The 17,966-nt window shown below is 51.1% G+C and carries 19 protein-coding genes; 16 read left to right on the forward strand and 3 right to left on the reverse strand.

Annotated features, from left to right (window positions below; translation table 11 throughout):
- Nucleotides 1-9: 9 nt before the first annotated feature.
- On the reverse strand, nt 10-1,200 hold the full coding sequence (hmpA, locus tag Z042_RS10710; RefSeq protein WP_024913162.1) for an NO-inducible flavohemoprotein: 1,191 nt from the start codon (nt 1,198-1,200) through the stop codon (nt 10-12).
- Between the two features lie 389 nt (nt 1,201-1,589).
- Here hmpA and glyA point away from each other — a divergent pair, with 389 nt between their 5' ends.
- Both glyA and Z042_RS10720 read left to right on the forward strand, forming a co-directional pair.
- On the forward strand, nt 1,590-2,843 hold the full coding sequence (glyA, locus tag Z042_RS10715; RefSeq protein WP_024913161.1) for a serine hydroxymethyltransferase: 1,254 nt from the start codon (nt 1,590-1,592) through the stop codon (nt 2,841-2,843).
- 176 nt (nt 2,844-3,019) lie between these two features.
- Entirely contained in the window at nt 3,020-4,168 is a 1,149-nt protein-coding gene (locus Z042_RS10720) for a 3-phenylpropionate MFS transporter (protein ID WP_024913160.1), read from the forward strand.
- Here Z042_RS10720 and csiE read toward each other — a convergent pair.
- Complete coding sequence (gene csiE / locus Z042_RS10725) at nt 4,165-5,430, reverse strand: stationary phase inducible protein CsiE (RefSeq protein ID WP_024913159.1); 1,266 nt, start codon at nt 5,428-5,430, stop codon at nt 4,165-4,167. The two genes, Z042_RS10720 and csiE, sit on opposite strands and share 4 nt — an antisense overlap.
- 179 nt (nt 5,431-5,609) lie before the next feature.
- Here csiE and Z042_RS10730 point away from each other — a divergent pair, with 179 nt between their 5' ends.
- Together Z042_RS10730 and Z042_RS10735 are read left to right on the forward strand one after the other, a co-directional pair.
- Nucleotides 5,610-6,245 carry a DUF1007 family protein gene (locus Z042_RS10730; RefSeq protein WP_236849246.1) on the forward strand — a complete coding sequence of 212 codons (636 nt, stop codon included), beginning with the start codon at nt 5,610-5,612 and terminating at the stop codon, nt 6,243-6,245.
- Nucleotides 6,236-7,258, forward strand: a complete 1,023-nt coding sequence (locus tag Z042_RS10735; RefSeq protein WP_024913157.1) for a nickel/cobalt transporter — start codon at nt 6,236-6,238, stop codon at nt 7,256-7,258. The genes Z042_RS10730 and Z042_RS10735 overlap by 10 nt, the downstream gene beginning before the upstream one ends.
- A gap of 66 nt (nt 7,259-7,324) precedes the next feature.
- Here the strand turns inward: Z042_RS10735 and suhB are convergent, their stop codons facing one another.
- Nucleotides 7,325-8,128 carry an inositol-1-monophosphatase gene (suhB, locus tag Z042_RS10740; protein WP_024913156.1) on the reverse strand — a complete coding sequence of 268 codons (804 nt, stop codon included), beginning with the start codon at nt 8,126-8,128 and terminating at the stop codon, nt 7,325-7,327.
- A 230-nt stretch (nt 8,129-8,358) separates the two neighbouring features.
- Here suhB and trmJ point away from each other — a divergent pair, with 230 nt between their 5' ends.
- The 12 genes from trmJ (at nt 8,359) to ndk (ending at nt 17,952) form a co-directional block, all read left to right on the forward strand.
- On the forward strand, nt 8,359-9,084 hold the full coding sequence (gene trmJ, locus Z042_RS10745; protein WP_037406823.1) for a tRNA (cytosine(32)/uridine(32)-2'-O)-methyltransferase TrmJ: 726 nt from the start codon (nt 8,359-8,361) through the stop codon (nt 9,082-9,084).
- 195 nt (nt 9,085-9,279) lie between these two features.
- Nucleotides 9,280-9,774, forward strand: coding sequence for a Fe-S cluster assembly transcriptional regulator IscR (gene iscR / locus Z042_RS10750; protein ID WP_024913155.1), 495 nt, complete (start codon nt 9,280-9,282; stop codon nt 9,772-9,774).
- 55 nt (nt 9,775-9,829) lie between these two features.
- Entirely contained in the window at nt 9,830-11,044 is a 1,215-nt protein-coding gene (gene iscS / locus Z042_RS10755; RefSeq protein ID WP_024913154.1) for a cysteine desulfurase, read from the forward strand.
- A 24-nt stretch (nt 11,045-11,068) separates the two neighbouring features.
- Nucleotides 11,069-11,455, forward strand: coding sequence for a Fe-S cluster assembly scaffold IscU (gene iscU, locus Z042_RS10760; protein ID WP_004952090.1), 387 nt, complete (start codon nt 11,069-11,071; stop codon nt 11,453-11,455).
- 85 nt (nt 11,456-11,540) lie between these two features.
- Nucleotides 11,541-11,864 carry an iron-sulfur cluster assembly protein IscA gene (iscA, locus tag Z042_RS10765; protein WP_024913153.1) on the forward strand — a complete coding sequence of 108 codons (324 nt, stop codon included), beginning with the start codon at nt 11,541-11,543 and terminating at the stop codon, nt 11,862-11,864.
- Nucleotides 11,865-11,932: 68 nt separating this feature from the next.
- Nucleotides 11,933-12,454, forward strand: coding sequence for a co-chaperone HscB (gene hscB / locus Z042_RS10770; RefSeq protein WP_024913152.1), 522 nt, complete (start codon nt 11,933-11,935; stop codon nt 12,452-12,454).
- Nucleotides 12,455-12,480: 26 nt separating this feature from the next.
- Nucleotides 12,481-14,331 (forward strand): Fe-S protein assembly chaperone HscA, encoded by a 1,851-nt coding sequence (gene hscA, locus Z042_RS10775; protein ID WP_024913151.1) that lies wholly within the window; start codon nt 12,481-12,483, stop codon nt 14,329-14,331.
- A 2-nt stretch (nt 14,332-14,333) separates the two neighbouring features.
- Nucleotides 14,334-14,669, forward strand: coding sequence for an ISC system 2Fe-2S type ferredoxin (gene fdx / locus Z042_RS10780; protein WP_024913150.1), 336 nt, complete (start codon nt 14,334-14,336; stop codon nt 14,667-14,669).
- A 157-nt stretch (nt 14,670-14,826) separates the two neighbouring features.
- A complete protein-coding gene (gene iscX / locus Z042_RS10785) occupies nt 14,827-15,027 on the forward strand; it encodes a Fe-S cluster assembly protein IscX (RefSeq protein ID WP_024913149.1) in 201 nt (66 codons plus the stop codon).
- Between the two features lie 85 nt (nt 15,028-15,112).
- Nucleotides 15,113-16,408, forward strand: coding sequence for an aminopeptidase PepB (pepB, locus tag Z042_RS10790; protein ID WP_024913148.1), 1,296 nt, complete (start codon nt 15,113-15,115; stop codon nt 16,406-16,408).
- Between the two features lie 83 nt (nt 16,409-16,491).
- A complete protein-coding gene (gene sseB, locus Z042_RS10795) occupies nt 16,492-17,328 on the forward strand; it encodes an enhanced serine sensitivity protein SseB (protein WP_024913147.1) in 837 nt (278 codons plus the stop codon).
- A 198-nt stretch (nt 17,329-17,526) separates the two neighbouring features.
- Entirely contained in the window at nt 17,527-17,952 is a 426-nt protein-coding gene (gene ndk / locus Z042_RS10800; protein WP_004952077.1) for a nucleoside-diphosphate kinase, read from the forward strand.
- The last annotated feature ends 14 nt before the right edge of the window (nt 17,953-17,966 follow it).

The following is a 17,966-nucleotide window of genomic DNA, read 5'->3' on the forward strand; positions in this document are numbered from 1 at the left end:
CTGGCAGTTTTACAGTACTTTGTGCGGGCCAAAACATTCGTAGTGGATACGTTCGGCAGCCACGCCCATATCCAGCAACTGCTTGGCAATAAACTGCATGAATGAGACCGGGCCGCAGAAATAGTAATGCATCAGAGGGTTATTCAGTGCCGTTTGCAAGACGCTGAGTTCCATGGGGCCATGGCTGTCGTAATCCCGCCCTTGCACATCATCGGCATTAGGATTGCTGTACCAGACGTGCCGATTGAGGTTTGGCAGACGCCCGGCGATATCCGCCACTTCGGCGGCAAACGCATGAACCGCGCCGTTTTTTGCCGCATGCAGCCAGTGAATATCAGCCTGATGCTGGCGATCGTGCAGGCTATTGAGCATGCTCAGCATGGGAGTTTGGCCGATACCAGCGGAGATCAAAGTGATTGGCGTGGCTGGTGTGATATCCAAGGTGAAATCACCGCGTGGCGGTGCGATATACAGAATATCGCCCTCTTTGGCCTGTTGGTGCAGGAAGTTGGAAACCGTGCCTTGTTCTTCGCGTTTTACCGCAATACGGTAATATTTGCCGTTGGGTGATGTGGAAAGCGAGTACTGACGGATTTCCTGATTGGTCAATGTATTGTCTTTGATATAAACCGCCAAATACTGGCCTGGTTTGAAGTCTTTCACGCGGCCACCGTCCACCGGTGCCAGAACGAAGCTGCTGATCACGTCGCTCTGTGGCTGTTTCTCAACAATCTGGAATGCACGCAAATCGCGCCAGCCACCGTCATCATGCTCACTTTCCTGATAAATCTGCCCTTCGCGCTGGATAAAGACATCTGCTAATACGCCATAAGCTTTACCCCAGGCATCCAGCACTTCCTGGTCTGGCTTGAGCATTTCGTCCAGCGTGGCCAACAGATGATGCCCGACAATCTGATACTGATCCGGCTGAATATTAAAACTGGCATGTTTCTGCGCTATGCGTTCCACCGCAGGCAGCAGGGCCGCCAGATTCTCCAGGTTGTTGGCGTAGGCGCAGATAGCATCAAACAGAGCCTGACGCTGATCGCCATTACGCTGGTTGCTCATATTGAAAATATCTTTCAATTCAGGGTTATGGGCAAACATACGGTCATAGAAGTAGGCGGTCAGTTTCGGGCCAGTTGCCGCTAACAGGGGAATAGTGGATTTTACGGTGGTGATGGTTTGGCTATCTAGCATGAAACGTTCCTCTTATCTTCTATGTCTTTTAACAAGCTAAAGCACTTGAAATGGTTAGGTATAGTTAATGTTGCATTTTAAATATATCTTATAATGGTGCTTATACCTATTGATAAATAACATTGTTATTTGTATGGAGTTGCTCATTGATTGATTCTGTTCCACCAAACATGAAAAAACCGCACCATCATCATGAGTAAAAGTCCGTTAACAATAAAGGGATATTACGTGCCTCAAAGCCTTGCGCTGCCTAAAGCCAATCGTTTGCGTAAAAACCTTTTTCAAAGCCTATCTTCGGTGGGGGGAAACAGTTTACACTGTGGCACAGAACCCATATGGGTAGTTATTTGGTGATTTTTAGTGAGCTGATTTAAGCCAGGAGATGCCGGATGTTAAAGCGTGAAATGAACATTGCCGATTATGATGCTGAACTGTGGGCAGCAATGGAGCAAGAAGTGGTGCGTCAGGAAGAGCACATTGAGCTGATTGCATCTGAGAACTACACCAGCCCGCGCGTTATGCAGGCTCAGGGTTCACAATTGACCAACAAATACGCAGAAGGCTATCCGGGCAAGCGTTATTACGGCGGTTGTGAATATGTGGACATCGTTGAACAACTGGCTATTGATCGTGCCAAAGCGTTGTTTGGTGCCGATTATGCCAACGTTCAGCCACATTCTGGCTCTCAGGCTAACTTTGCTGTTTACACCGCATTGTTGCAACCGGGCGATACCATTCTGGGGATGAATCTGGCACATGGCGGCCACTTGACCCACGGTTCACCAGTGAATCTGTCTGGCAAATTGTACAACGTGGTGCCTTACGGTATCGACGAAAAAGGTCAGATTGACTATGACGATCTGGCAAAGCAGGCGCAGGCTCACAAACCGAAAATGATCATCGGCGGCTTCTCTGCTTTCTCCGGCATTGTTGACTGGGCAAAAATGCGTGAAATTGCCGACGGCATCGGTGCCTATTTGTTTGTGGATATGGCACACGTGGCGGGTCTGATTGCCGCTGGTGTGTACCCGAACCCGGTTCCTCATGCACATGTTGTGACCACCACCACCCATAAAACCCTGGCGGGCCCGCGTGGCGGCCTGATCCTGGCAAAAGGCGGTGATGAGGATCTATACAAGAAACTGAACTCTGCCGTGTTCCCTGGTGGGCAGGGCGGCCCGCTGATGCACGTGATCGCCGGTAAAGCGGTAGCGCTGAAAGAAGCGATGGAGCCTGAGTTCAAGGTTTACCAGCAGCAAGTGGCTATTAATGCCAAAGCGATGGTAGAGGTGTTCTTGGCGCGTGGCTACAAAGTAGTTTCCGGCGGCACACATAACCACCTATTCTTGCTGGATCTGGTAGATAAAAACCTGACCGGTAAAGAAGCGGATGCGGCGCTGGGCCGTGCCAACATCACCGTCAACAAAAACAGTGTGCCGAACGATCCGAAAAGCCCGTTTGTGACTTCCGGTATTCGTATTGGTACGCCAGCGGTAACCCGCCGCGGCTTCAAAGAGGCAGAAGTGGGTGAACTGGCTGGCTGGATTTGTGATGTGTTAGATAACATCAACGACGAAGCTACTATCGAGCGCACCAAGAAGAAAGTGCTGGATATCTGTGCGCGGTTGCCAGTTTACGCGTAATTACGCTGAACGGCTCCGGCCTACATACGGTTAAAGATAAACCCGTTACGGCGGGTTTTTTTACGCCCATGATAAACAAATCGTGAACTGCTTTGCACTCTAACTCTTTGAGGATGAATGCACATTGCTACAGCGTGTGAGCTCTGTCAAAGTATTGTCCTCATTCTGGAGGGTACATGGTTTTGCAATCAACGCGCTGGCTGGCTCTGAGTTATTTCACCTACTTTTTCTCTTTTGGTATCTTCCTTCCATTTTGGAGTGTTTGGCTGAAAGGTGAGGGTATACCCCCGGAAACCATCGGTATTTTACTGGGGGCTGGGCTGGCGGCCCGTTTTGTTGGCAGTTTGCTGATTGTTCCCCGCGTTAAAGATCCTGCGCATTTAGTCACTGCGCTGCGTCTGTTGGCTCTGTTAGCGCTGGCATTTGCCATTGGTTTTGCTTTTGGTAACGGTTGGGCCTGGTTGCTACTGGTGATTGTTGGTTTCAACCTGTTCTTCTCACCGTTGGTTCCGTTGACCGATGCATTGGCCGCCACCTGGCAGCGGCAGATCACTTTGGACTATGGCCGGGTGCGGTTGTGGGGATCGCTGGCGTTTGTGATGGGGTCGGCGCTGACCGGCAAGTTGGTTTCTGCCTGGGGACATGAGGCTATTTTATACAGCCTGTTGCTCGGTATATTGGCGATGTTGCTGGGGATGTTGCTGAAACCGAGCGTGATGCCACAGGGGGAAACGCTTACTCAAAGCAAGGCTGCCCGTTCTTGGCGTGAATTGCTCAGTGAAGGACCGGTATGGCGTTTCTTGCTGTGTGTCACCTTATTACAAGGAGCACATGCCGGTTACTACAGTTTTGCATCTATCTATTGGCAAGATGCAGGATATTCTGCCGAGACCATCGGGTATTTGTGGTCACTGGGCGTAGTTGCTGAGGTGATTATCTTTGCCAGCAGCAATTTTCTATTCCGGCGCTGGAATGCGCGTAATCTGTTACTGCTTTCGGCGGTGTGCGGTTTACTGCGGTGGGGTCTGATGGCATCTACCACTGAACTGGGTGGGTTAATCTTGATGCAGGTATTGCACTGTGGCTCTTTCACTGTCTGCCATCTGGCGGCGATGCGTTTTATTGCTGCACGTCAGGGGCCGGAAGTGATCCGCCTGCAAGCCGTTTATTCTGCTTTGGCGATGGGGGGCGGTATCGCGGTGATGACTGTGCTGGCCGGTTTCCTGTTTGAGCACTGGCAGGGTGGGGTATTCTGGGTGATGGCTGCGATGGTATTGCCGGTATTATTCATTCGCCCACCCGCGGCGGCAGTCAGCAGCCGTTAGTGGCTTTCCAGCAACGCACGGAGCGCCTTGCGTTGCTGATTTTTCAGCGGCAACTTGGTATAAATCAGCGGTGGTTGCTGTTGCTGGTGCTCCGTAACATAGGGACTGATCACCAGAGCAATACCCGGTGGCGCGCCAGTGCGCAGATAATCCGCCAGCGGCAGGTATTTAATGTTGAGCGGCAGTAGGGTTAATTCGCGGATCTGGTATTCCACTGCGTCTTCCAGATGTGGGTTACCTTGTGTGAGCAATAACAGCTGTTTTTCCTGCAACGCATTCCCCTGCATCAACCAGGCACCAAAGCTGATGGCGACCAATCCTGCTTCTTCGCGGGAGAACTGAATGCCATATTCCTGTTCAAACGGGATTAATACCTGCTGTGTCATACGCATCAGCCGTGGATATTTACGTACTACCTCTTCCAGCAACAGATTATCAATACCAATGGAAAAATAGCTGCGTTCAACGGCCGGAGCCAGATGAGCGAACAGTTGGCTGATGAGTTCTTCCTTGCTGCTGAAATTCATGCCAGAAAGCTGTTGAAATTGCTCCACCATCTGTTCAATGGCAGCCATCAGGCGCCGATCTTCCGCCGAATCGCTGCTTTGGTAGCTGTGATTTTTCAACATGATCAGCATCAGTACCAGAAAATCACATTCATTAGCATCGGTAGGTTGGCTGAACAGTTGGTTCAGCGTGTGATGTAGCACCGTTGCTGCTGGCTGCTCCGGTTTGCTTTGCAGCCACTGATGCTGTGCCCGATCAAAAACGGGGTGATGCTGACGTTGGCTCTCCCAAACGCAATAGCACAGATAGTACAGAAGTAGTTGCCGATCGCGTTGTTCAAAATAGCGGTTAAGCCATTGTTCGCATTCGTTGATACATAATTCTAACGTGGCGATCTGTGCATGGTGAAGAGAGATGGGTTGTTGAAATTGCGGGCCAAAATGCTGTTCAACAAATTCTGGGCAACAACGCAAAGCCCGCCGCAGCCAGTGGAGCAGGCAAAGGCGTTGGTTGAGCGTGTTTCCCCGTATTTGGTAACCATCATCAGGGTTACCGCTGATTTCCAGATGGTGGAAACGCTGGATCTCACTGGCAACCTCAGCTATATCTTGCCGGGTAGTAGGCAGGTCGACGCCATTGATTTGGCTGATAGTCTCCAGTTGTACTGTGGGCACCGGCGTGTATAGCATCAGTAACAAATGACAACGCCGTTGTTGACCGGAGAGCTCAGGCACAGAAAATGTGTCTAGGCTCATATCACCTTCTGGAAAGTTAAGTTGAAATTCTGTTGTAAGCATAGCAAAAGGCGTTATGGCGGCGCGGATGTTGCCTTGGGTTTTATTTCGGCTTACCACTTTCGTCACAATTCCTCCGTGCTTTGTTGCCCGTTGAAGAGTGGTTTATGTTATTTTATAACAATAATGAGTATGGTGTGATGATGAAGATACGTGGCTTATTGGCTGGTTTCTTAAGTCTGTTCAGTGTGGGTGTGGCCGCTCACCCGCACAGTTTTATTGATATGAACACCACCTTTGTGGTGAAAAACCAGAAACTGGTTGGTTTGAAAATGATTTGGGTTATGGATGAAATCACCTCGGCAGACCTGCTGTATGACGCAGAAAATGCCCAAAACGATACAGAGGTTTGGAAGAAGTTGGCAGCGGAAGTGATGGCTAACGTGCTGGGGCAGCATTATTTCACCGATATTTATCGTGACGGTAAACCGATAAAATATTTGAACCTGCCAACGGAATATCATCTTTCCCGCCAGGGCCATCAGGCTGTGCTGGAGTTTGTGTTGCCGCTGGCCGAACCGCAGGCGCTGGCCGGTAAACCGTTTGAGATTAGCACTTATGATCCCACTTATTTTGTTGATATGACGTATCAGGACAAAACAGCGCTGCATCTGCCAGCAGAAATAGCCAAACACTGTCAATTTAGCCTGGTCACGCCGCAACCGGATGTCTCATTGCAGGCTTATGCTTTGTCTCTCGACAAAAATGATTCCCCGGGCGAAGACATGGCACTAGGGCAACAGTTTGCACAGCGAGTCACGTTGCAATGTCAGTGAATGTGAATCAACCAGTAGGGAATAAACGTTATTGGATATTCAACCTGTGGCCGCTGTTATTGTTATTGAGCGTACTGGTGGGGGGGATACTGCTGGTATGGCACTATTGGCCACAATTGTTGATGCAAACGGTGATCTGGCAGAAAGGGTTGCACCAACAAATGGCGGCCTTGTTACAGCAGGTTAAAGCCGCGCCGCAGCAGGCAGGGCTGGCATTAACACTGTTCAGCCTGAGCTATGGGGTGCTGCATGCGCTTGGGCCAGGCCATGGCAAAGTGGTGATTGCCACCTATCTGGCTACCCATCCTACGCGATTGAAAAGCAGTTTGAAGCTAACGTTTGCCGCCTCGCTGCTGCAAGGCGTGGTGGCGATCGCTTTGGTGATGCTCGTGTTGGTGGTGTTACAACTATCTTCCAGGCAGTTGCATCAGAGCAGTTTCTGGTTGGAAAAGGGCAGCTTTATTCTGGTGATCTTGCTTGGTGTGCTGTTGAGCTGGCGAGCGCTAAAACGTTTATATCAGGCAGTAAAAACCATACGGCCAGGGCCAACGTGGCGTATCAACCGTTTGCAGCCATTGCCTGAGGATCATGTTCACAGTGCCCACTGTGGTTGCGGGCATCGGCATTTGCCCAGCGATGCGGAATTGCAAGCCGGTAGTGACTGGCGTACTCAGGTTGCTATCGTGCTGGCAATGGGGATGCGGCCATGTTCCGGTGCGATTCTGGTTCTGTTGTTCTCTAAGGTTATTGGCGTTTTTATCTGGGGGGTACTTTCTGCCCTGGCGATGGCGCTCGGCACTTCGTTGACTATTTCTGCCCTGGCGCTGTTTGTGCATTGCAGCCGTAAGCTGGCGGTGCGTATCAGCCGCCAGCGGGCAACTGCTGCCTGGAGCGCAGTGGCCTGGAGCTCGCTGGCGTTGGCCGGAGGCATTATTTTACTGTTTGCCGGGGTGTTGCTCTATATCAGTGCGCAGCCAGAATTTGGTGGTGGCATCCGCCCTTTCGCCCGCTAACGGGCATAAAAAAACGCTGCATTTGCAGCGTTTTTTATGGTGGCTCTGTATGTTGAATCTGCAATATTAGCGCTTCAGCGCTTCACTCAATTCTTCGCGTATAGTAGATAACAACGCTTTTACTACGCGTGGGTTGCCTGCAACCACGTTGCCTGAATTAAGGTGATTGTGGCCGCCAATAAAGTCAGTTACCAAGCCACCTGATTCACGCACCAGCAGTTCGCCTGCCGCAAAATCCCAAGGTTTCAGGCCAATCTCAAAGAAACCATCAACCCGGCCAGCAGCCACGTAAGCCAGATCCAAGGCCGCAGAACCGGTACGGCGAAAATCTGCACATTGGGTAAACAGTTTACCGACCAGATTAATGTAAGCCGGAGCATGCTGTTTGGCCTTGAACGGGAAACCGGTTGCCAGGATGGTGCCTTCCAGATCCTTGGCATTGGTGCCACGCAGGCGATAACCATTAAGCTGTGCGCCTTGGCCACGAGTGGCAGTGAACAGTTCGTTACGCATAGGATCATAAACGACCGCAACTTCAGTACGGCCTTTGATGCGTACGGCGATGGAAACAGAAAAGTGTGGGAAACGTTTGATGAAGTTGGCGGTGCCATCCAGTGGATCGATCACCCATTGCACGTCCTGATCTTCGCCAACTAACTCGCCACATTCCTCACCAATGACGGTGTGTTTTGGGTAAGATTTACGGATGATGTCGATAATTTGACGCTCTGCATCGCGATCAACATTAGTGACAAAGTCATTAGCCCCTTTCTGGCTCGCTTCTACAGCGTCTGGGGTTTCGTAATTTTTGGCAATCAGGTTACCGGCCTTACGCGCAGCGCGCACGGCGATAGTCAGCATCGGATGCATGGGTATCTTCCACAGGATGTTAAAGAACAGGAAACGGCGCGGAGTATAGCAGGTGTTCGGCAAAATGCCTAATCCCCATATGGCGGGGTGTTTTTGATGATTCACTCTTTTAAGTGCGGTAAACGGTTGGCTGAGGGGGGGATTTCGTGGTCACTAACCTGTAACTTGCATGCTATTGAGCGTAAGCCTGTGTTAAGATGCTGCGATTTTCCGTTACGTTCAGAGTTTGTATGTTGCACAATATCCGCATTATTCTGGTTGAAACTTCTCATACTGGTAACATGGGTTCCACGGCCCGCGCGATGAAAACCATGGGTTTAACCAATCTTTATCTGGTTAAACCGCTGGTGAAACCTGATTCACAGGCGATCGCTTTGGCTGCGGGTGCCAGCGACGTTATTGGTAATGCGACAATCGTTGATACCTTTGATGATGCGATAGCGGGTTGCAGTTTGGTGGTGGGAACCAGTGCGCGTTCACGCACGTTACCCTGGCCGATGCTGGAACCCCGTGAGTGCGGTGTGCGTGCGATCCAGGAAGGGAGTCAAGGGCCAGTTGCGCTGGTGTTTGGCCGCGAGCGGGTTGGTTTAACCAATGATGAATTGCAAAAATGCCATTATCATGTCGCGATCCCTGCCAATCCAGATTACAGCTCACTGAATCTGGCGATGGCGGTGCAGATCCTGGCGTATGAAGTGCGTGTTGCCTATCTGGATCACCAGCAGGAAGGGGTTCTCCCGCAGGAGGAAGCTCCGTATCCTTTGGTGGATGATCTGGAGCGTTTTTATCAGCATTTGGAACAAACGCTGCTGCGCACGGGGTTTATCCGTGCGGCACACCCTGGGCAGGTGATGAATCGTTTACGCCGGTTGTTCGCTCGGGCGCGCCCAGAAACACAGGAGCTGAATATCCTGCGTGGGATGCTGACCTCGATTGAAAAACAGGATAAACATTAAGGCCATTAATTTTGACGGTTGTATAAAAATAACATTATTTATCCGATAATTATAACCTGTGCTTTATAAACGAAGGGTAAAGTAAAGTACGAAACGTGCGAATAGTTGAGTAAATTACTTGGTTAAATAGTTGACTGAATTACTCGGGAATGTCAGACTTTCGAGCATGTTTAACTAACAGGTAATCATTTCACTATGAGACTGACATCTAAAGGACGTTACGCCGTTACTGCTATGCTCGACGTAGCACTGCACTCCCAGGAAGGGCCGGTACCACTGGCGGATATTTCAGAACGTCAAGGTATTTCGCTATCTTACCTGGAACAATTATTTTCCCGTTTACGTAAAAATGGCCTGGTAGCCAGCGTACGTGGGCCAGGTGGTGGTTATCTGTTGGGTAAAGATGTCAGCGAGATTGCCGTAGGTACCGTGATCACCGCTGTCGATGAATCAGTCGATGCCACCCGTTGCCAAGGTAAAGAAGGCTGCCAGGGTGGGGATCGCTGTTTGACCCACGCACTGTGGCGTGATCTGAGCGAGCGGATCAGTGGGTTCCTGAACAATATTACGCTGGCTGAACTGGTGAACAACCAGGAAGTGCTGGACGTAGCGGATCGTCAAAATAACGATACGCGCCGCACGGCCAATGGCCGTCTGCAAGAAACGATCAACGTTAATCTGCGGGCATAAGCAGCTGGCGACAAGTTTATTCGTTTTTGGAAGTGATGTACGGAGCACTAGAGCAATGAAATTACCGATTTATCTGGACTACTCGGCAACGACTCCGGTCGATCCACGTGTTGCCGGGAAGATGATGCAGTTTTTAACCCTTGACGGTACTTTCGGTAACCCGGCTTCCCGTTCCCACCGTTTCGGATGGCAGGCGGAAGAAGCTGTAGATATCGCCCGCAACCAGGTCGCTGAGCTGGTTGGCGCAGACCCACGTGAAATCGTGTTCACTTCTGGGGCGACCGAATCCGATAATCTGGCGATCAAAGGCGCTGCCAATTTCTATCAGAAGAAAGGTAAGCACGTCATCACCAGCAAAACCGAACATAAAGCCGTGCTGGATACTTGCCGCCAGCTAGAGCGTGAAGGTTTTGAAGTTACCTATCTGGCACCTCAAGCGAATGGGATTATCGATCTCAAAGAACTTGAAGCAGCCATGCGAGAAGACACCATTCTGGTTTCTATTATGCATGTCAATAATGAAATTGGTGTGGTGCAGGATATCGCAACCATTGGCGAAATGTGCCGTGCGCGCGGGATCATCTACCATGTCGATGCCACTCAAAGCGTAGGTAAACTGCCTATCGATCTGAGCAAACTGAAAGTCGATCTGATGTCTTTCTCTGGTCACAAGATTTATGGTCCAAAAGGCATAGGTGCATTGTACGTGCGCCGTAAACCACGCATCCGTATCGAAGCTCAGATCCACGGTGGTGGTCATGAGCGTGGTATGCGTTCTGGTACTCTGCCGGTTCATCAGATTGTGGGTATGGGCGAAGCCTACCGTATTGCTAAAGAAGAAATGGCGAGCGAAATGGCGCGGCTGCGTACTTTGCGCGATCGTCTGTGGAACGGCGTGAAAGATATAGAAGAAGTTTATCTGAACGGCTGTCTGGAGCACGGTGTTCCAAACATTCTCAACGTCAGCTTCAACTATGTTGAAGGTGAGTCGCTGATCATGGCGCTGAAAGATCTGGCTGTATCTTCAGGTTCTGCCTGTACTTCTGCCAGCCTCGAACCTTCTTATGTGCTGCGAGCATTGGGCATGAATGATGAGCTAGCACATAGCTCGATCCGTTTCTCTCTGGGGCGCTTCACCACGGAAGAAGAGATCGACTACACCATTTCGCTGGTCCATAAATCCATTGGTCGTCTGCGTGATCTTTCGCCACTGTGGGAAATGTTCAAGCAGGGCGTGGATATCAACAGCATCGAATGGGCACATCATTAATTCTCAGGATCCAGGAACAACGTCATGGCTTACAGCGAAAAAGTAATCGATCACTATGAAAACCCGCGTAATGTGGGTTCCTTTGATAATGAAGATCCTACCGTCGGCAGCGGTATGGTCGGGGCACCGGCCTGCGGCGATGTCATGAAGCTGCAAATCAAGGTCAATAATGAAGGGATTATCGAAGATGCCCGTTTCAAGACCTACGGTTGTGGCTCGGCTATTGCATCCAGTTCGCTGGTGACCGAATGGATGAAAGGCAAATCTCTTGATCAGGCTGAAGCGATCAAAAACACCCAGATTGCCGAAGAGTTGGAGTTGCCGCCGGTTAAAATTCACTGTTCGATTCTGGCTGAAGACGCCATTAAAGCAGCGATTGCCGACTATAAAAGCAAGCATAGCGCCAAGTGATTTTTTGATTATACCCAATGAATTTCCAGCCACGGCCAGCCGTGCACGGCGTAAAAGATCAGGGTATAGAGAATGTGAGGTTGTTATGTCGATTACTATGAGCGACAGTGCTGCACAGCGTGTTCAGGCGTTTTTGAATCACCGTGGCAAAGGTCTTGGTCTGCGCTTGGGAGTGAGAACTTCCGGCTGCTCCGGTATGGCGTATGTGCTGGAATTTGTTGATGAAACGAACGATGACGATATCGTTTTTGAAGACAAAGGCGTTAAGGTGATCATTGACGGTAAAAGCCTAGTCTACCTTGACGGCACTGAACTTGATTTCGTTAAGGAGGGCCTGAACGAAGGTTTCAAGTTCAACAACCCTAATGTCTCAAGCGAGTGTGGCTGCGGCGAAAGTTTTAACGTCTGACAGCTCGTCGTGCTCCCCCGTATTGTGCGGGGGAACCTTAACCATCACGATAATGCCCAGAGCACGCTATGGATTACTTTACTTTATTCGGGCTACCGGTTCGCTATAACGTGGACGGTAGCTTGCTTGCCTTACGCTATCAAGACCTACAGCGCCAATTTCACCCTGATCGCCATGCTCTCCAGCCTGAACGTGACCGCCTGATGGCATTACAACAGGCGGCAACTATCAATGACGCTTACCAGTCGCTAAAGCATCCGTTAAAACGTGCAGAGTATATGCTATCTTTGCACGGCTTTGATTTGCACAATGAGCAACACACGATGCGTGACACGGCGTTTCTGATGGAACAGTTGGAACTGCGTGAAGAACTTGATGCTATCGAACGCCAACCAAATGCGGAGAGTGTGCTTGCTACTTTCGCAGCACGCCTGAACAACACTTTCAAACAGCGTAGTGCGCAGATGGTGCTGGAACTGGATAATCAGCAGTGGCCGCAAGCCGCTGATACCGTGCGTAAACTGCGTTTTTTGGACAAACTTCAGCAGCAGGTTGAACAACTCGAAGAAAAATTGCTGGGTTTTGAGTAATACATTTTGATTGTGGAAGCCCTAACATGGCCTTATTACAAATTAGCGAGCCTGGTCTCAGCGCGGCGCCGCACCAACGTCGTTTAGCTGCCGGTATCGATTTAGGCACTACCCATTCGTTGGTCGCCACTGTGCGCAGCGGTCAGGCTGAAACACTGGCCGACGAACAAGGGCGTATTCTGCTGCCCTCTGTGGTGCATTATCAGGCTACAGAACACCAGGTAGGCTGGGCCGCTCGTGCGCAGGCAGCACAAGACCCCACTAATGTCATCAGTTCGGTCAAACGTATGATGGGCCGTTCGTTGGCTGATGTACAACAGCGTTACCCAAACTTGCCCTATCAGTTTCAAGCCAGTGAAAGCGGCCTGCCGATGATGCTAACCAGCGCTGGCCTGGTTAACCCGGTCGGGGTGTCTGCCGATATCCTCAAGGCACTTTCTGCACGTGCGCAGGCAGCACTGAAAGGTGAACTTGACGGCGTGGTGATTACCGTTCCAGCTTATTTTGACGATGCGCAGCGCCAGGGCACCAAAGATGCTGCGCGTTTGGCGGGCCTGCACGTGCTGCGTCTGTTGAATGAGCCCACCGCAGCGGCAATTGCCTACGGGCTGGATTCAGGCCAGGAAGGGGTGATCGCCGTTTACGATCTGGGCGGTGGTACTTTTGATATTTCCATTCTTCGCCTTAGCCGTGGCGTATTTGAAGTGCTGGCTACCGGCGGTGATTCTGCATTGGGCGGTGATGATTTCGATCATCTGTTGGTTGACTGGCTACGTGAGCAGGCGGGTATCACCGATCGTAGCGATCATGGCCTGCAACGCCAACTACTGGACGCAGCGATCGACGCAAAAATCACATTAAGTGATGCGCCAAGCGCCAAGATTGAGGTGGCTGGCTGGCGAGGTGAGATTACCCGCGAACAGTTTGAAGTACTGATCGTTTCCTTGGTGAAGCGTACTCTGCTGGCGTGCCGCCGTGCACTGAAAGATGCTGCTGTCAATGCTGATGAGGTGTTGGAAGTAGTGATGGTCGGCGGGTCTACCCGCGTGCCGTTGGTGCGCGAACAGGTGGGTGATTTCTTTGGCCGCGTGCCGTTAACCTCTATCGATCCCGATAAAGTGGTGGCTATCGGCGCAGCAATTCAAGCGGATATTCTGGTGGGCAATAAACCAGACAGCGAAATGCTGTTGTTGGATGTGATCCCGCTGTCGCTGGGCTTGGAAACCATGGGAGGGTTGGTGGAAAAAGTGATCCCGCGCAATACCACCATTCCTGTGGCGCGTGCGCAAGAGTTCACCACCTTCAAAGATGGCCAGAGTGCGATGATGATCCATGTGCTGCAAGGGGAACGTGAACTGGTGCAGGATTGCCGTTCGCTGGCTCGCTTTACGCTACGTGGTTTGCCACCATTGCCTGCGGGTGGGGCGCATATTCGTGTCACCTTCCAGGTGGATGCGGATGGCCTGCTGAGTGTGACAGCGATGGAGAAATCCACCGGTGTTGAAGCCTCCATCCAAGTGAAGCCTTCTTATGGCCTGTCCGATGCCGAGATTGCAGGCATGATTAAGGACTCAATGGCTAATGCACAAAGTGATATCGGCGCACGCAGGCTGGCAGAACAGCAGGTTGATGCTTCACGCGTGCTGGAGAGCCTACAGGGCGCTTTAGCGAGTGATGCCGCATTGCTGAGTGAAGAAGAAAGCCAGGCAATCAGCGCTGCGGTAGTAAATTTGCAGCAGGCTATGCAGGGTACCGATCCTGCGGTTATCGAAGCCGCAATAAAAATAGTTGATGCAACAACTCAAGATTTTGCCGCGCGCCGTATGGATGCTTCTATTCGCCGTGCGCTGGCAGGCCATTCTGTGGACGAGGTTTAACCATGCCAAAAGTTGTTTTCCTGCCCCATCAAGATTTATGTCCAGAGGGAGCAGTGCTGGAAGCGGAGCCAGGGGAAACGATCCTCAACGTTGCGCTGCGTAACGGGATTGAAATTGAACACGCCTGTGAAAAATCCTGTGCTTGTACCACTTGTCACTGCATTGTGCGCGAAGGGTTTGATTCCTTGGCCGAGAGCAGTGAATTGGAAGATGACATGCTGGACAAAGCCTGGGGGCTGGAGCCAGAAAGCCGTTTGAGCTGCCAGGCGCGCGTTACCGATGAAGATCTGGTGGTCGAAATGCCACGCTATACTATCAACCACGCACGCGAGCACTAATTTACCCTTTGTCTTTCAAGCCGCAGCGTTGTTGACCGCACTCGCTCACCCCAGTCACTTACTCAAGTAAGCTCCTGGGGATTCACGAGTTTGTCGCCTAGCTGCAACTTGAAATCCATTGGGTAAAATGAGGCACAATGTACTGCTGGAGATAATCATGGGACTAAAGTGGACTGACAGCCGTGAAATCGGCGAAGCCCTGTATGACCAATACCCGGATCTCGATCCGAAAACCGTGCGTTTTACCGATATGCACCAATGGATTTGCGATCTGGAAGAATTCGATGATGATCCGCAAGCGTCTAACGAAAAGATCTTGGAAGCGATTTTGTTAGTCTGGCTAGATGAAGCGGAATAAATAGCGTAACGGGCTGCCTATGGTGGCCCGTTTGTGTTGTATCCAATACGATTAATAAAAGAATAATCTGGACTGGAGTAAGGCTATGACAACTGAAATCATGCAGATCACACTATCCCAGCAGACGGCCGATGCGCGTTGGGGTGAAAAAGCGTTGCTGAGTATCAATAACGACGGCATGACTATTCACCTCACCGGTAAAGATGAATTAGGTGTTATCCAGCGTGTGGCGCGCAAGATTGACGGCCAGGGCATCAAGAAAGTGAAACTGGCTGGTGAGGGTTGGGGGCTGGAACAAAGTTGGGCATTCTGGCAGGGGTATCGTGGGCCAAAAGGCCAACGCAGCGTTGAATGGGCGGAACTGCCAGCAGCGGAACAGCAAGAGCTGAAACAGCGTTTGAAAATTGTTGACTGGGTACGTGACACCATCAATATGCCCGCAGAAGAATTGGGGCCAGAACAGCTGGCTACACGCACAATTGATCTGATGTGCAGCGTGGGTGGTGATGCGGTGAGTTACCGTATCACCAAAGGTGAAGATTTGCGTGAGCAAAACTATGCGGGCTTGCATACCGTTGGCCGCGGTTCTGAGCGTGCTGCCGTATTTCTGGCATTGGATTTCAACCCGACTGGCAACCCAGATGCCCCGGTGTTTGCTTGCCTGGTAGGTAAAGGTATCACTTTCGACTCTGGTGGTTACAGCCTGAAACAGAGCGCCTTTATGGATTCGATGAAATCCGACATGGGGGGCGCGGCGACCATCACCGGGGCGCTGGCGTTGGCGGTAGCGCGTGGTTTGCAGCAACGGGTGAAGTTATATCTGTGCTGTGCGGATAATATGGTCAGTGGGAACGCCTTCAAGCTGGGGGATATTATCCGCTACCGTAACGGCAAAACCGTCGAAGTCATGAATACTGATGCTGAAGGGCGCTTGGTTCTAGCCGACGGCCTGATCGATGCCAGTGAGCAAAATCCAGAGCTGATCATTGATTGTGCTACGTTGACCGGGGCGGCAAAAACCGCGTTGGGTAACGATTATCATGCACTATTCAGTTTTGATGATGCTTTGGCACAAGAACTGTTGGCGAGCGCTAACGGCGAACAGGAGCCTTTCTGGCGCTTGCCGCTGGCGGAGTTCCATCGCAGCCAGTTACCCTCCAACTTTGCCGATTTGAACAACGTGGCAGGGGCGGCCTACCCGGCGGGTGCCAGCACGGCGGCGGCGTTCCTGTCGCATTTTGTGAAGGACTACCAGAAAGGCTGGTTACATATCGATTGCTCTGCCACTTATCGTAAAGGTGCAGTAGAACAATGGTCAGCAGGCGCAACCGGCCTGGGTGTGCGCACGCTGGCTAATCTGTTGCTGCGTAAAGCCAAATAATCGCAGAGCAGATTGCCCGGCTTTAACATGACGTTTTCAGGAAGGGCTCAGCATGCTGAGCCCTTAATACATTGGAGTAAGCAATGAGTGTCCACCACCATGATGACGATGCCGTTCCAGGCGAAAACCAACTGGAACGCCTTTTGCGGCTAGCGGTAGCGGAAGCTGCATATCGCCCGGCGTTTTTCCGTGAATTGCTGGATTCGACGGTTTACATTCTGGGTGACAGCGAGCAGTTGCAGCAGGAAGGCGAAGTCATACTCAACGCTGAGACTCCGGTGAATATTCAGCATTGGGAAAAACAGGATGGTAGCAGCGTTGTACCGTTTTTCTCTTCGCTGGAAACGTTGCAAAAAGCCGTGGAAGTTGAGCAACCGTTTATCGCCATGCCTGCCCGTGTACTGTTTGAAATCACACAAGGGGCCGATCTGTTCCTCAACCCGAAAGCGGAATACGGTAAAGAATTTTTTCCTGATGAGATTGCCATGTTGCTGGCCACGGGTGGGGTAGTGAAACCGGTGGAACGTGATATTGATAAAGAAACGCAAATCCTGCTGGGGCAACCCGAGGAGTATCCTGCGGCGATGGTGGAGGCGCTGACAACGTTATTCAGCCAACGTAAGCCGGTACGCCGCGCGTTTCTGGCTTTGATGCACGATCGGGCCGTGGACGAGAAACCTAATCTGTTGATCGGCCTGGAGGTGGATGGCGAACAGGCTGAGATCGAAGCCTTAATCAGTGAAGCAGGCAGCGTGGCCAGCGAAACTGCCTTGAATGACGATCCGGTCGATTTTTGCCTGGTGGCCGAAAAGGAAGCGGGGGTCAGCCATTATATGCTCACGCATACGCAACCGTTTTATCAGCGCCGTTGGGGCAGTTGGCTGCGTAATATCATTCCTTCCGTCAACAAAATACAGTAAGCAGGCTTTTTACAGGCGTTCCCTTTGTTGATGAAAATGGTGACCATGGTTGAATGTAGGGAATTACGATGATTTTTTTTAATGAAATGTTGATTTTCCCGTAGGCAAGCGTTAACGGTGCACATATAATTTGCGCCACTTGAGAAGGCCGGCCCAAATTCTTGTCCGGTCTGTTTTGAAAGTCTGACAGAGGCCATCATGACCGTAGAACGTACCTTTTCCATCATTAAACCAAATGCTGTAGCCAACAACGACATTGGCGCAATCTATGCACGTTTCGAGCGCGCGGGTTTCAAAATCATTGCCTCCAAAATGCTGCGTTTGACACGCGAACAAGCTGAAGGCTTCTATGCTGAGCACAAAGGCCGCCCTTTCTTTGACGGCTTGGTTGAGTTCATGACCTCTGGCCCGATCGTGGTTCAGGTACTGGAAGCAGAAAACGCCGTACAGCGTAACCGCGACATCATGGGCGCAACCAACCCAGACAACGCCTTGGCCGGTACCCTGCGTGCCGATTATGCAGATAGCTTCACGGCTAACGCCGTTCACGGTTCCGATGCCGTAGAGTCTGCTCAGCGTGAAATCGCCTATTTCTTTAACGAAAGCGAAATCTGCCCACGTTGATATCCCTGTTGTTT

Source organism: Chania multitudinisentens RB-25 (assembly GCF_000520015.2).
GTDB classification, from domain to species: Bacteria; Pseudomonadota; Gammaproteobacteria; order Enterobacterales; family Enterobacteriaceae; genus Chania; species Chania multitudinisentens.